This window comes from Nostoc sp. (assembly GCF_036916655.1).
In the GTDB taxonomy this organism is placed as follows: domain Bacteria; phylum Cyanobacteriota; class Cyanobacteriia; order Cyanobacteriales; family Nostocaceae; genus Nostoc.
In genome coordinates, this window is the sequence record NZ_JBALFY010000099.1 from 112,789 (window position 1) to 126,223 (window position 13,435).

Annotated in this window: 14 protein-coding genes; 5 read left to right on the forward strand and 9 right to left on the reverse strand. The window is 39.2% G+C overall.

Going from position 1 to position 13,435, the window contains the following annotated elements; translation table 11 throughout:
* The first annotated feature begins 302 nt into the window (after window positions 1-302).
* The 3 genes from V7L31_RS26620 to V7L31_RS26630 all read left to right on the forward strand — a co-directional run bounded on the left by V7L31_RS26620 (window position 303) and on the right by V7L31_RS26630 (window position 2,579).
* On the forward strand, window positions 303-1,451 hold the full coding sequence (locus V7L31_RS26620; protein ID WP_334699044.1) for a glycosyltransferase family 4 protein: 1,149 nt from the start codon (window positions 303-305) through the stop codon (window positions 1,449-1,451).
* A gap of 124 nt (window positions 1,452-1,575) precedes the next feature.
* The gene (locus tag V7L31_RS26625; protein WP_334699045.1) at window positions 1,576-1,962 is read left to right on the forward strand and encodes a hypothetical protein; all 387 of its coding nucleotides are present in this window, start codon (window positions 1,576-1,578) and stop codon (window positions 1,960-1,962) included.
* A gap of 173 nt (window positions 1,963-2,135) precedes the next feature.
* Complete coding sequence (locus tag V7L31_RS26630; protein WP_334699046.1) at window positions 2,136-2,579, forward strand: DUF29 domain-containing protein; 444 nt, start codon at window positions 2,136-2,138, stop codon at window positions 2,577-2,579.
* Window positions 2,580-2,640: 61 nt separating this feature from the next.
* Here the strand turns inward: V7L31_RS26630 and V7L31_RS26635 are convergent, their stop codons facing one another.
* The 7 genes from V7L31_RS26635 to V7L31_RS26665 form a co-directional block, all read right to left on the reverse strand.
* Window positions 2,641-3,450: a peptidase gene (locus tag V7L31_RS26635; RefSeq protein WP_334699047.1), complete on the reverse strand. Its 810-nt coding sequence runs from the start codon at window positions 3,448-3,450 to the stop codon at window positions 2,641-2,643.
* Between the two features lie 10 nt (window positions 3,451-3,460).
* A complete protein-coding gene (gene secG / locus V7L31_RS26640) occupies window positions 3,461-3,694 on the reverse strand; it encodes a preprotein translocase subunit SecG (protein WP_179066611.1) in 234 nt (77 codons plus the stop codon).
* A gap of 105 nt (window positions 3,695-3,799) precedes the next feature.
* The gene (gene gpmI / locus V7L31_RS26645) at window positions 3,800-5,398 is read right to left on the reverse strand and encodes a 2,3-bisphosphoglycerate-independent phosphoglycerate mutase (RefSeq protein ID WP_334699048.1); all 1,599 of its coding nucleotides are present in this window, start codon (window positions 5,396-5,398) and stop codon (window positions 3,800-3,802) included.
* 221 nt (window positions 5,399-5,619) lie between these two features.
* Window positions 5,620-7,305 carry an ABC-F family ATP-binding cassette domain-containing protein gene (locus V7L31_RS26650; protein WP_334699049.1) on the reverse strand — a complete coding sequence of 562 codons (1,686 nt, stop codon included), beginning with the start codon at window positions 7,303-7,305 and terminating at the stop codon, window positions 5,620-5,622.
* A 155-nt stretch (window positions 7,306-7,460) separates the two neighbouring features.
* Window positions 7,461-7,796, reverse strand: a complete 336-nt coding sequence (locus V7L31_RS26655) for a hypothetical protein (protein WP_334699050.1) — start codon at window positions 7,794-7,796, stop codon at window positions 7,461-7,463.
* Window positions 7,797-7,823: 27 nt separating this feature from the next.
* Window positions 7,824-8,657 (reverse strand): Rpn family recombination-promoting nuclease/putative transposase, encoded by an 834-nt coding sequence (locus V7L31_RS26660; protein WP_334699051.1) that lies wholly within the window; start codon window positions 8,655-8,657, stop codon window positions 7,824-7,826.
* A gap of 49 nt (window positions 8,658-8,706) precedes the next feature.
* Window positions 8,707-9,189: a hypothetical protein gene (locus V7L31_RS26665; protein ID WP_099101143.1), complete on the reverse strand. Its 483-nt coding sequence runs from the start codon at window positions 9,187-9,189 to the stop codon at window positions 8,707-8,709.
* Between the two features lie 354 nt (window positions 9,190-9,543).
* Between V7L31_RS26665 and V7L31_RS26670 the strand changes: the two genes are divergently transcribed.
* Both V7L31_RS26670 and V7L31_RS26675 read left to right on the forward strand, forming a co-directional pair.
* Complete coding sequence (locus V7L31_RS26670) at window positions 9,544-11,574, forward strand: hypothetical protein (protein ID WP_334699053.1); 2,031 nt, start codon at window positions 9,544-9,546, stop codon at window positions 11,572-11,574.
* Window positions 11,575-11,665: 91 nt separating this feature from the next.
* Window positions 11,666-12,403: a type I restriction enzyme HsdR N-terminal domain-containing protein gene (locus V7L31_RS26675; RefSeq protein ID WP_334699054.1), complete on the forward strand. Its 738-nt coding sequence runs from the start codon at window positions 11,666-11,668 to the stop codon at window positions 12,401-12,403.
* 52 nt (window positions 12,404-12,455) lie between these two features.
* Here the strand turns inward: V7L31_RS26675 and V7L31_RS26680 are convergent, their stop codons facing one another.
* Window positions 12,456-12,914, reverse strand: a complete 459-nt coding sequence (locus V7L31_RS26680) for a DUF29 domain-containing protein (protein ID WP_334699055.1) — start codon at window positions 12,912-12,914, stop codon at window positions 12,456-12,458.
* Window positions 12,915-12,987: 73 nt separating this feature from the next.
* A complete protein-coding gene (locus V7L31_RS26685; protein ID WP_104906418.1) occupies window positions 12,988-13,350 on the reverse strand; it encodes a helix-turn-helix domain-containing protein in 363 nt (120 codons plus the stop codon).
* Window positions 13,351-13,435 lie beyond the last annotated feature (85 nt).

Below are 13,435 nucleotides of genomic sequence, written 5' to 3' on the forward strand. Positions count from 1 at the left end.
AAAGATTTTGCGTTCATGGTAAACTGTTTCCAGTGAAAATTTATCACATACTTGCCGGATATGAATCTGACATTAGTCAGAATAAGTTGTTGAAATATCAAAAATTAACAACTTATAACTAAAATAAATAAAGCCATCAATCCACTGGTTTAATCAGCTGACAATAAGCTTTTTAAACTGGTAGAAATTTGTGGAAATTTTTAATAAATAAAAAAACCAGCAAGTATAGCTAGATAAAAGAAAAATCACAAAGGACACACAAGTAATACATTAAACCCGCTTTTCTTACAGCTAAATAAAGAATGCGTATAGCCTGGATTGGAAAAAAATCACCCTTTTGCGGCAATGTTACCTACAGTCGAGAAATTACAAATGCCTTGCTAGATAGGGGACATCAAGTTAGCTTTCTTCACTTCGCCCAGGAAGAGTCTGAACCTGATAATTGGCCAAATCTTCGAGAGGTTTCCCTACCTTTCATTTACAAGTCCCAGGTTTACACGATTCCTACTTTTAAAGCCACCAAAGTTTTAACCGATTCACTGCGGGAAATCAAACCAGATGTAGTCCATGCTTCCTTGACCTTATCTCCTCTAGACTTTTTTCTACCAGAAATCTGTGAGGAACTGAGGTTGCCCTTAGTTGCCACTTTTCACACACCGTTTGCTGGCAAAGGAGCAAAGCTGGTATCGGGAACACAACTTTTGGCTTATCAGCTCTACGCGCCTTTTTTAGTTAACTACGATCGCGTGATTGTATTTTCCCAAATTCAGCGAGAATTATTAGCAGGGATGGGCGTGCGGGAAGAAAATATTGCCGTAATTCCCAACGGTGTTGATACCGCTAAGTATTCTCCAGGACTTTCTCAAATTAAAACAGAATTTAAAGCCGATCGCTTGTTTGTCTATCAGGGTAGAATAGCGCCAGAGAAAAATGTCGAAGCCCTCCTCCGCGCTTGGAAGCAGTCGGCAATGGAGCCTGGTACTAAGTTGCTAATTGTTGGCGACGGCCCTTTGAAGTCTTCCTTAGAGCCGTTTTTTGGTTCAGAATACGGCATTATCTGGTTGGGATTTGTCGCTGATGAAGACCGACGCATCGAAATTTTGCGGGGCGCAGATGTATTTGTTTTGCCTTCATTGGTAGAGGGTTTATCCCTATCTCTGTTAGAAGGAATGTCATGTGGGTTGGCTTGTTTAGCAACAGATGTGGGTGCAGATGGAGAAGTCTTGGAAAAGGGCGCAGGTGTCGTTATTAGTACCAAAACAGCGCGATCGCAATTAAAAACTCTCTTACCAGTGTTGCAAGACCATCCAGAGTTAACAACGCTACTGGGGCAAAAAGCTAGACAGCGCGTATTAGACCGCTATACCCTGAGTAAAAATATTAGTCTGCTGGAAGAACTTTATAAAGGAGTTTTAGCACAGCGACCTCTACCGCTAAGTCGTAGAGCGTAAGGAAAGGGAAGAAGTGCGATCGCACTCTAAATCTTAGGATGGTAATGAGTGCGATCGGGTAAAATACAAATACCTAACTAAGAATTCTCTTACCAGTTTTACAAGGCTATCTAAAGTTAAAAAAATGAAGTATCACGTAAGTCAGATAAAGGTGATAAATATCCCTGACTTAGAGCAGCTAGAACATGGAAAGTGCTGCCGAACATACGTTTATTGCTTCACAAATCTGTTACCCGAACAAAACTTTATTGACCAAATTGCAAATAGTTTGGAGAAGAGATTCACCTTTTTCAAGGAAGTATATGAGATTCCTGAAGATGTTGAAATTTGTGCATCTATTTTCATAGAGCGTTTACAAGATAACGAAGCCAGAGTTCGTGTTTTGACAAATCAACCAGAAGAAGATTGCGTTTACATCTTTGGGATATACACTCTGCCACGCAAAATTGAGGAAAGGTTTGGAATTGTACAGTCTATTCAGGGAGAACAGCGAGAGACTTGGATTGACTGACAGACGGTAGGGTAGAACTTTTGCTTGCTTGTTCTTCTGGCAGTCGCTGGATATCTTCTGACTTAACTTATGGGTGCTGTGTATGTTTTTTCTGGGCAATTATCGGCAAAAATTAATAAATTCGTTAACATGAAATAATAAATAATAGTAAATTAAAGCTACAAAATCAAAAAATGACTGCAATCATCGACATAAAAACATTATATGAATCCAATTACCTGCAATGGTTAGAAGAGACTATTAAATGTCTTAAAAATCGACAATTAGCAGACATTGACTATGAAAACTTAATAGAAGAATTGGAAGATTTGGCTAAAAATGAAAAAAGGCGAGTAAGAAGTTTATTAGAACAGATTATTAGACATTTATTACTTTATCAATATTGGGATTTAGAAAAGCCAAGAAATGCTAATCATTGGGCGGCGGAAATTATTAGTTTTCGGAACCAACTAAATGAAGATTTAAGTGCCAATTTACGCAATCATTTAGAGGAGAATTTCAGCATAATTTATAGCAATGCCTTAGATTATGTTAAAGCTAAAACAAATTTAACCAATTTACCTGAATTATGTGCTTATACCTTAGAGCAAATTTTGGATAAAAATTGGTTGCCTTAATCTTAAATTTTGATTTTTTATATAAAACATATTCATATTTTAACTCAGCAACACCATAAAATTAAGTCGCTGAATTATCCACTAAAGACCATCCCAAAGTAGTTGGCTGTTCATAAACCCGCTTTAGAGTATTTATATCTCTGGGAGAAATAGGCGGTGGGTTACGAACTTGAGAAAAATATAAGGCATCAGTTTGTAGCGGACTATGACCCCAAATTCCCAACGCATGGCCAAATTCGTGGCGGACTGCTGCAATGAGATACTCACCTGTTTGGCTAGGACTTAACAAGATGGTGAAGCGGTGGGATAAAACTTTGTTGCTGGTGTATAACTCGTAAGTAGTTTGTGCCGATCGCGCACGGGGTATATTACTACCAGGGGAAATTTGTAGAGGTGGCGCTTTTCGCGCGATCGTAATATCAGCAATTTCTGGCTGTTCGACTATTGTTAAAGGTAAATAAGTACTCCATTCTTGTACACCCTGCAAGACACCGTTAACCCATACTTGAGCCTGTTTTTCGTTGATGGCTTTTGGTGGTTCTACATAAACTCGAATGGGAAATTGCGACCAGACTAAATAACCAACTTGGGTTGTTTTGACTTGGGAAAAGTAGTCACCACTGTTAGTGTTATCTTGCCACTGTGCAAGTGTGGGCGGTAAGGGATGGGGTTTTGGGGAAGATGAGGGTAGAGAGATTCTTAAATCCGAATATACATATTCTGGTATTATTGTAAACCCATCACTCGACTCGATATTAGTAAAAACGACTAATAGCCCTGTGCCAAGAAACAAGGCAAGAGCTACAATTAACCGTCGTGAAATTAAATTTATTAGGGTGTTAAGTATCGGGTGTTGGGTTATTTTCCCCATTTACCTATCCTTATTTAGGCAGCCAACCAGCACTTAAAACTACTGTTAAACCGAGAAAAATTACTGTCAACGCCCAAGTAATTCGGTTTAAGGTGTTTTCTGCACTCTTGGTGCTGCTAAATAGCTGGGCTTGTCCGCCAATAGCGCCAACGCCATCACCTTTAGGGCTATGCAGCAAAACTAAGATAATCAAACCAGTGGCCGAAAATGCCCAAATGCCTTGCACGATATTACTAATTGTCATGGTAGGAATCTCATTTATAAAAAGTTTCAAAAAACAGAATTCAGAATTCAGAATTCAAAAGTTAGGAGTTCACTAAAAACTCCTAACTCAGCACTCAGCACTATTTTACAGCCCTACTTGCACGGGGGTACGAGTACGTTGCAGCTCATATTCTGCTGTTTTCAGCAGCGATCGCCCGGTCATTTCTGGTGGCTGAGGCAGCTGTAAAATCTCTAGAATTGTGGGGGCAATGTCGGATAGCTTGCCATCGCTTCGCAGTTCGACATTTGTACCGTATCCAGGGATTTTGACTTTCTCGCCTTCCACCAAGATAAAGGGGACTGGGTTAGTGGTGTGGGCTGTCCAGGGATTACCCCCATGATCTAGCATATACTCAGCGTTGCCGTGATCGGCAGTAATAATTGTTGTACCGCCGGCTTTGATAACGCTCTCTAACAAACGACCCAAACAGCGATCAACTGTTTCAACTGCTGTAATGGTAGCGTCGACTTGACCAGTATGCCCTACCATGTCTGGGTTAGCATAGTTAATCACAACTAAGGAATACGTACCCTTTTGAATCGCTGCGATCGCCACATCTGTAACTGCTACTGCTGACATCGCTGGGGCGTGATCGTAAGTTGCTACCATCGGGCTGCTTACTAGTTCCCGATCTTCTCCAACAAAAGGTTCCTCCAGACCCCCATTAAAGAAATAGGTGACGTGGGCATATTTTTCGGTTTCGGCAGTGCGGAACTGATTCAAACTATGATTGGCTATGACTTCTCCCAGAATGTTACTGAGATTCTGCGGCTCAAAGGCTACAGCCACGGGTAAGTCTGAATCATACTGCGTAAAGGTAACAAAAGATAGCGGTGTGATTTGCTGTCTTTCAAAACCGTTAAATGTGGGACTAACCAAAGCTTGAGTTAATTGTCTGGAGCGATCGGGGCGGAAGTTGAAAAATATCACCCCATCCCCTGGTTCTATTGCGCCGGGTGCAATTCTAATTGGGTTGACAAATTCATCTTTTACCCCTTCGGCGTAAGATGCTTGCAAGACTTCTACAGCAGTGCGATCGCCACCTGCACCATCTTGGGTCATCACGTCGTAGGCGCGCTTGACCCGATCCCAGCGGTGATCGCGATCCATCGCGTAGTAGCGACCGCTGAGGGTGACTATGCGCCCAATTCCGGCGCGGTCTATGTAATCTTGCAGCAGTGCGATCGCTTTTACCCCTTCTTTTGGGGCGGTGTCACGACCATCGGTGATCGCGTGAATACAAACTTCTGGAATTCGCTGGTCTTTGGCTAAGTCAAGTAGTCCGAATAGATGGGTGATATGTGAATGTACCCCTCCCTCAGAACAAAGCCCGACTAGATGCAGCTTACTATTCCGAGAACGAACTTCCTGGCAAATTTTGACAAGTGCTGGGTTGGAGGCAATAGAACCGTCTTCGACCGCATCGGAGATGCGTACCAGTTCTTGCGGTACAACTCGCCCAGCACCAATGTTCAAATGACCTACTTCCGAGTTGCCCATTTGACCTTCTGGCAACCCTACGGCTTTTCCTGATGTGCGGATGAGGGTATGCGGATAAGCTGCCCATAAACTGTCCACAATGGGAGTTTTAGCAGCAACAATAGCGTTTCCTCGCTTTTCCTCGCAGTAGCCCCATCCGTCTAAAATGACTAGCACCACAGGAGCAACAGGTGCTTTGGTCATAGTAAAATTGCCCTTTACTTTTTGTAATACCCGAATGATACCACTGCTAATCCACGCTGCAAGTGAATTTTTGCTTATTAACTTCTTTTATGAAGAACTTGCAGCTTTTTAAAAGATTTTTTAAATTTTAGTAATTTTTCTGTGATGTTTGAGAACGCTAATAAGGAGTGATTACTTAGTAGTAGTATTTTGGCGCTACTACTAAGCCCTTTTCTAGTTTCTCATTTCCTTTTCGCGGAAGCTTTAGCAGCTTTTTTTGCTGCTTTTTCGGCTTCTATTGCAGCTAATTTTGCCTGTTCTTTTTCTTCGGCAATTTTCTGGAGATAGTAATGATAATCTCCTAAGTAAACCCGGAATTCACCATCACGGATTTCGACGATCTTATTAGCTACTTGAGAAATAAAGTAGCGATCGTGGGAGACTACAATTGCCGTACCATCATAATTTTTCAGTGCTTCTTCCAGCATTTCTTTTGCTGGAATATCTAGGTGGTTTGTCGGCTCATCTAAAATTAGTAAGTTCGCTGGACGTAAGAGCATTTTTGCCAACGCCAGACGAGCTTTTTCTCCTCCACTTAATGCCCCAACTGCCTTAAATACTGTATCACCAGTAAATAAGAAGCGTCCCAAAAGTGTGCGGACTTCTTGATTATCCCAGTCGGGAACTTCATCATGAATAGTTTCCATGACAGTTTTCTTCAAGTCCAAAGCTTCAGCTTGATTTTGCTCAAAGTAACCGGGAATAACGTTGTGATCGCCTAATTGAACACTACCTTCAGTGGGTGGTTCCATACCCATAATTACGCGCAGAAGGGTAGATTTTCCAGCACCATTGGGGCCAAGAAAAGCAATGCGATCGCCTCTTTCAATTAGCAGATTTGCTGCCAAAAACAAGATTTTATCACCATAAAGATGAGTTAAATCTTTAATTTCCACTACCTCGCGTCCACTGCGCGGTGCAGGGGGAAAACGGAAGTGTAGAGTTCTCATACCACCAACGGGTGCTTCAATGCGCTCGATTTTATCGAGTTGCTTTTCCCGGCTTTTTGCCTGGGTACTGCGGGTAGCACTGGCGCGAAATCTATCAACAAAAGTTTGCTGTTTCTCTAATTCTTTTTGCTGGCGTTCGTAAGCACTCAGTTGTGCTGATTGACTTTCGGCTTTTTGTTCCAAATATGCCGAGTAGTTACCAAGGTAGGTACTAGAAACGCCACGTTCAGTTTCCACAATTTGGGTGCAGAGACGGTCAAGGAACTCCCGGTCATGGGAGACTATTACCATCGGCGTAATCAGCCCTCTGAGGTAATTTTCTAACCACTCAATGGTTTCTAAATCTAGGTGGTTAGTCGGTTCATCCAGCAGCAACAAGTCGGGTTTTTGGAGGAGAATTTTACCTAAACTCATCCGCATTTGCCAACCACCACTGAAGGCACTGACGAGGCGATCGCCATCTTCTAGCCCAAACCCCATCTCTGGTAAGATTTTCCCGATGCGTGCATCTAAGTTGTAGCCATCCAAGGCTTCAAATTTGCGCTGCAACCGATCCAACTTGTCGATCAGTCGATCCAGTTCGTCTGGGTTAGCCGTTTCCATCTCTTGTGGTATGTGCGCCAGAGATAACTGGACTTCGTTGGCTTCTTTAAAGACAGTCCAAAATTCTTCTCTAACGGTGCGGGTGGGGTCTACTTCAAACTCTTGGTTGAGGTAAGCTATATGTAAGCTATTAGGACGGATAATTTCGCCTGCGGTGGGTTCAATTTCCCCAGAGATGATTTTGAGTTGGGTAGATTTTCCAGCACCGTTGACACCGACTAAGCCAATGCGATCGCCTGGTTTAACTTCCCAGTTGATATCTTTGAGAACTTCGCCTGTGGGATAAATTTTACTTATATGTTCTAGTCGCAGCATTAAGTTTCTCTCAGGTAGGGAGTGGGTGGTTGAGGACGAAGTACTAACACCGCCTCTAATATTAACAAAAATTAACTATAAATTCGTCGTGATCAAGTTTGTAAGCCGCAAAGCAAATTTGGTTTAAGCCACGGATAAAATTTACCACATCTATCTTAAGGCTGACTTTGTGCTACTTGTCTGACTTCTTCGACACTGAAATCAAATGCCTCAGCTACTTGTTCCACTGTCACCCCCAATTTCAACAAGGTGGGTATTAATTTTAATTTGGCTATACGCTCCCCTATTTGGATGCCATCATGATAGAGTTTCGCGTTTTGAACTTGGTTTATAGTTAAACCTAATCCCTCCGCAACTTGCTCAATAGTTAACGCTAAATCTAATAGACGAGGTACTGATTGCCGTAAACCTTCCAAACGCCCTTCTTCAAATGCTTCTTGATAAATTTTTGTATCTTTGAAACTTCTAGTTCCTATGTTGTAGTCTACCAATTCCTCTACTCCTTGATCAGAAGAATCCTACTGCACGGCTTGTCTGACTTCTTCGACACTCAAATCTAGCGCCTGTGCTACTTGTTCTACAGTCAACCCGGCTGCTAACATTGCTGGTACTGCTTTGAGTTTACCTTCTTCAATGCCTTGAACCCTACCTTGTTCAATGCCTTGAACCTTACCTCGTTCAATACCTTGTTCAACACCTTCCTGAAAGGCTTCCTGATAAAATCTGGTTTGCTTTAACTCGCTTAAGCCAAACATTTGCTCCATCTCCTCCCTACTCATTGTGGGAAACTTGTAAGCCAAAATAGTCTCTATAAATTGTAATAATTGCTGCTGTTTTGGTGGTGAGCTTATCTCTGACTTAGTTCTGTCTATCAACTCCCTTGCTTGTGCGATCGCCATATCGTCGGTTGCAATTACTAATTTAGCAGTTGCAATGCCAATTGGAAGCGATGCACCTTCACCTAATTCATCCAAATAAATGCGCCTGACGCGCCCACTTGTGAAAAACTCACGGTAATGTTTGATATCGCCTGTATCTACATTCCTGTTTGGGTATAAAACCACAGCACCCCAATCATTTGATGGTTGATTCTGACGGAGATATAAACATATTTCTGCAATTAGCCGTGAATAAATTTCCCCATCAGCTTGAAATTGCACTTCAACAAAGTAAATCGGGTTCTCACTTCCTTGTGTAGGCAGAAATACACCATCGATTCTGAAGGCTGTTTGTTTGATTTCAACTGATGAGAACTGATAAAGGCTAGCTTCTTCTGGCGGATTACCAATAAGTTCAAAGAAGATATCAGGAAATTCTTGAAACAGGCGATAAAAGATGATGTCTGTTTTCACAAATTTAGTTCATTTGAAGATTTTGATTTGCTGTTCATGTGTTACTTTGTTATTCACAACCATCTCGCACTTTCAGCAATTGCTCTTTTGCTATCCCTAATATACGTGAAAGGGGTGCTAATAAACTATCATCAAATGCTTCTCCGGCATAAATATTATTCAGTTCGGTAGGGGATAATTTAAAGGTGTCGCAGAATTTAGCAAACTCCTGGTTACTTAAATCAAGCTCTTTTTGCCTATCCTGAAGTAAAACGGCGATCGCTCTAGTTCCATGCTTCGGACGCTCACTAGTTTTTACATATTTTTCCATTAAATAATTGACTTTTCTGGTATCGCCACCGATTTTTTTAATTAAATCAGTGCAAGCCATTTTCAGTGCTTTCTTTAAAACTTCTTCTTCATTTAAAATTTTAATAATTTCACTGGCATATTCTGGTTTAAAAAATCCCACCAAATTCCCTTGATGATAAACTGGTATATAAGGATTATTGGTTTCAAGTTGCCAATCTAAAGGCTCATTGCGTAGTGACATAACTGCACCCTCAATATTTTCAGATTGCACCATTTTAAAACCATTTATTCCTTAACTGCCAGTAAAATACCCTATCACTGGCGATTAGAAATCGCAGCTATACAGACAAAACCCACCACCGTGGGTTTCAACTTGCTGGAGTCCACGCAGACGGGCTTAGTTTGTGTAGGTGTTATGTATTTCTAGCAGAACCTCGAACTCAAACAAAATTAGCGATCGCTTTGCTCATCACCAAGTAGCTAAAGGCTCGCTACAGAAGGGGTTGGTAGTGTTATGAGGCTGTTGTTAGATATTCAAGCATAATGGGCATACTGTAAATATCAAGTAATTAAGCATCGAAATAGGGTAAACAGTATGTTGACGATAACGTGGCAAGAAGAGATTGCATCCTTGAAACAAGATTTGAGCAAGGAAATAAATAAAATTTCAGGTCATTCTGAGATTAATATAGCTAATCATATTTGCATTAATAACCTTAAATCCAAGCTAGAACGGTTAAATGAAATTGAAAAAATTCTTAGTATAGAAAAATATAAAATTGTTTTCATAGGTACTATTGGTCAAGGGAAGACGACAGCTATTTGTCACCTTTTTAATTTAATAAGCGACTTCAATATTTCTAAGACTATTGGTGGTAAAACTAAAGATGTAACCGAAACTAAAGAGTTATTATCAACGGGTGCAGGGAGAACTACTATATGTGAAGTAAATGTCAAACCATCTGAAAAAACTTACATAGAGATAGAGCCTTATACAGTTGATGAAATGGAAAATATTATTTTTGAATTTTGCGAGTATATTGCAAATAAAGATAATCCTCAACCAGATCAGAAGATAATTATTTCTAAAGAACTTGAAAGGGCTGTTAGGAATATCATAGAAATGAAGTTACGCTATAAAACAATTTATGATGGGGATAAGAAGAAAACTGAAATAATTGATCCTGCTAAGGAAGAATTTGAGAAACTAGGGTTAGATGAACTAAAAAGGTTGGCATTGAATAATGCAAAGCTTGAATGTCGAACCACGAATAGAATTGAATTTGATAATCAAAAAAGTGAGCAAGAATGGATCAAAAATACCTTCGCTGCAATCAATAATGTCGAGTTAAAAGAGTTTGCTATTCCAAGAGAAATATATCTTTCTGTGAGCTATAATGTTTTATCTGACTCAAATTTGTCTCAGTTCGATTCAGTTGTGGATACTAAAGGACTTGATGAAAATCCAATTCGTCAAGACTTGCAGAAATATATTGAGAATCAGGATACCATCTGCCTCTTTGTAACTCCCTTTTCTAATGCTCCTGAAGCTAATATTACTAAATTAATAGGTTATCACCTTACATCTAAATCCAAAGATTTTCATCATAGATTCGTAACTTTAGTATTACCTCACAAAAATGAACCTGAAAAAGTGAATGGATGTGATGGCGATTATGATACAGGAATTCAAATCAGAAAAGAAGAAGTTCAAGCTACATTCAGGAGTTTGAATTTAGATTTTTTCTTAGAAAACATTTTATTCTATGATGCTTTAAGGTACTACCGTGATGATATATTCAAGTTAAATGAAATTTACGATCAAGAAGATGTACAGGCAGATAAAAATGAATTTATCGAAGCTATAGTGGGTGTAGTAAAACGTAGGCGAAATATTTTATTGGACGAAATAAAGAATATCCAAGAAAACTTTACGAAAATAAAAAATGGTGATGCTTTGACAGGGGCAGAAATCAAGGCAATTGAAAATGCTATTAAGAAGATAAAGGATCTACGGGATTTAAGTAAAAGAGTACAAAGTTTTAATTATAAAGACCAAGGTACAGATAAAGGTTTTGTTACTAAATATGTTGAAGATTATCGTATCCATCCTAAGGCATGGAACACTAAACATGCTATCCATAGAAACTTCGGTTACTATGATCCAAAGAATATAGATATATATTACGATATGAGGGTTATTGCTGAGGGAAGAAATGAAGATGAAATGTTGAAGAAGTTTACCAAAGAACTAAAACAAGAATTAGAAAATATCCTTAATGAGCTTACATCTGCAAATGAATCTTTAAAAACATTTATCCCTGAATTAGTCATACAATTCAACTCATTTTATGACAATTTTATAAGTGAAGTAGGTGTAGAAATACAATATGAAGCTATAAGAAAATTATCACCTCAAAGTGAAGATTCTGAATTTTGGACGGCTCTAATTAACGAGAAAGGCAAGGTACAGCTTCCAGGTGAAACCTATACAAAGAACGTATGTAAGACATTGAAACACGAACTTGAAAGTGAGCAAAGCTTAAATACATTTTTAGAGATTAAAGCAGGACAGTATTGGGCAGAATTAGTTACTAAAATTTTAAGCTTTTTCGGAGAAAAATAGACAGAAAGCAATTTTAAATTGCATGGTAAATAATAAGGGATGCAATAACATTGCGTCCCAATAACCAGTTGATAAATAAACCTAACTATCTATGACTAGCTTAAGTGAAGAAATATCTAGAAAACTAAATATATATAAGAGAAACTATGCAGAATATACAAAGTGTTTGATTAAAGGCAGGGAAATTGTTCTAGATGGACGACCAGAAGAAAAAGTTAGACAATTGTTTATCTACTTTTTGGTAAATGAAAGTGGGTTATTTCCAGGCAAAATTGATATCAAAGTGGAATGTGATTATCATGATATAGAATTGTATAAAACTGTAAAAAATGAGTATTTTAAACCATATTCTCCTCCTCTAATGATTGTGGAAGTCAAGCGAGAAGAAGAAAACTTACGGAATCATGAGAAGCAGATTGAAAGATACCTCAAAAAATCTTGTTCTGAGATTGGTATTTTATACAATTATCACCAAATTATTGCTTATATCAAAAAAGATGGAGTATTTATGAGTAATACTCTCGATAATCTTGAAGATATACCAGCTTTAATCTTGCAAAGTTCTAATAAATTAGATAAAAATCTACTAGAATTTGAAAAAGCTGTAAATGGAAGTTTTGATAGTTTTATTTATCTTGTTAATCAATATGGAAAATATAAACTTAACAGAATAGTTTTCAGACTTAAAGGCGAGCAGCTGCCCATAGTAGGCTCTTTCTTCAAATTTCAAGAAAATAAGCTGTACTACAATATATATGTTCAAGATGTTCAAAAACAGCAAAGCTGTGATTTTCAAGATTTTGAAAAGCTAGTTTCTATTATTTATTGACAAATATAACTTGTCTCCAAATAAAAAATGATCGTAAGGAAAAAGGTAATAATTATCCTTCCCAGTCTTGACAAGTATCGCACAGAAAATTGTCTGCGATCGCATCATCAAATAAATATAGGCAATGTTCTGGAAAAGTTCGTAATGGTAAGTTAGTTTCTCGTAGCGCCAAATCAACTCCCGCTTCAAAGCCATCTAACAAAGCTTCTTCGATTCGAGACTTTAAGCTAGGGTTCTGTCGCAAATGCCTATGGATGGCGCGGCGCTGTTCTCGAATTGTTAAAAACCAACTGCGAGAGCGTTGTTCGGGTTGATACTCCCACTTCAAGAGATGACCAAGTAATACACTCAGACGACTCACGAGTTCCCGATACTCCTGTCTCCCCAAAGCTTGAATTTCCTCTTGCAGGTGTTGCCAGTCTAGTTCCATAACTAGCCTCTGTTCTAACGCTTTAGCCTGCTGCTGTGTCCAGCCATAGAAATCTTGGTCATACAAAAAAGGTTTGTCCATATTGAATCTTGACAGCAAGAAACCACGAGCTAGTTAAAAAAATTTAATTACGAATTACGAATTATTTTAATATTCAACTTGCCTTCGCCTCATCCCCCGATGCTTCAGCCACCGCAGCCAATCTATCTGCCGCAGCTTGGACGATTTGAGCCACTTGGGCCAAAGGCATGTGCTGGATTTGTCTAAGAATCAGACTCAAATCTGAAGTTTCTGGAATTGGTTTACCATCTATGCAGCTAATTAACTCTTCCATTGTGTAGCCTGCTTTTGATGCGATTTGAGCCAAATTCTCCGTATCTGGAACCTTCACACCTTTTTCCCACATCTGAACAGCAGTAGCAGATACCCCCAAAAGCTTACCAAATGCTCGCTGACTCATTGAACCGCGAGCTAGTTTAATGATCTCAATCAGTTTTTGTTTGCTTTCGATCTTCACTGCTTATATAGCTAGCCAACTTTATTTACAAGTCTACTTTCAATATTACAAGTTTACTTTTATATTGACAGCCTTGTGTTTTAGT

Excerpts from the sequence above, each read along its gene's own strand:
- V7L31_RS26680 (WP_334699055.1), bottom strand. The coding sequence starts at position 12,914 with ATGGACAAACCTTTTTTGTATGACCAAGATTTCTATGGCTGGACACAG.
- V7L31_RS26650 (WP_334699049.1), bottom strand. The coding sequence starts at position 7,305 with ATGCTGCGACTAGAACATATAAGTAAAATTTATCCCACAGGCGAAGTT.
- V7L31_RS26620 (WP_334699044.1), top strand. The coding sequence starts at position 303 with ATGCGTATAGCCTGGATTGGAAAAAAATCACCCTTTTGCGGCAATGTT.
- V7L31_RS26670 (WP_334699053.1), top strand. The coding sequence starts at position 9,544 with ATGTTGACGATAACGTGGCAAGAAGAGATTGCATCCTTGAAACAAGAT.
- gpmI (WP_334699048.1), bottom strand. The coding sequence starts at position 5,398 with ATGACCAAAGCACCTGTTGCTCCTGTGGTGCTAGTCATTTTAGACGGA.
- V7L31_RS26635 (WP_334699047.1), bottom strand. The coding sequence starts at position 3,450 with ATGGGGAAAATAACCCAACACCCGATACTTAACACCCTAATAAATTTA.
- V7L31_RS26630 (WP_334699046.1), top strand. The coding sequence starts at position 2,136 with ATGACTGCAATCATCGACATAAAAACATTATATGAATCCAATTACCTG.
- V7L31_RS26625 (WP_334699045.1), top strand. The coding sequence starts at position 1,576 with ATGAAGTATCACGTAAGTCAGATAAAGGTGATAAATATCCCTGACTTA.
- V7L31_RS26665 (WP_099101143.1), bottom strand. The coding sequence starts at position 9,189 with ATGTCACTACGCAATGAGCCTTTAGATTGGCAACTTGAAACCAATAAT.
- secG (WP_179066611.1), bottom strand. The coding sequence starts at position 3,694 with ATGACAATTAGTAATATCGTGCAAGGCATTTGGGCATTTTCGGCCACT.
- V7L31_RS26675 (WP_334699054.1), top strand. The coding sequence starts at position 11,666 with ATGACTAGCTTAAGTGAAGAAATATCTAGAAAACTAAATATATATAAG.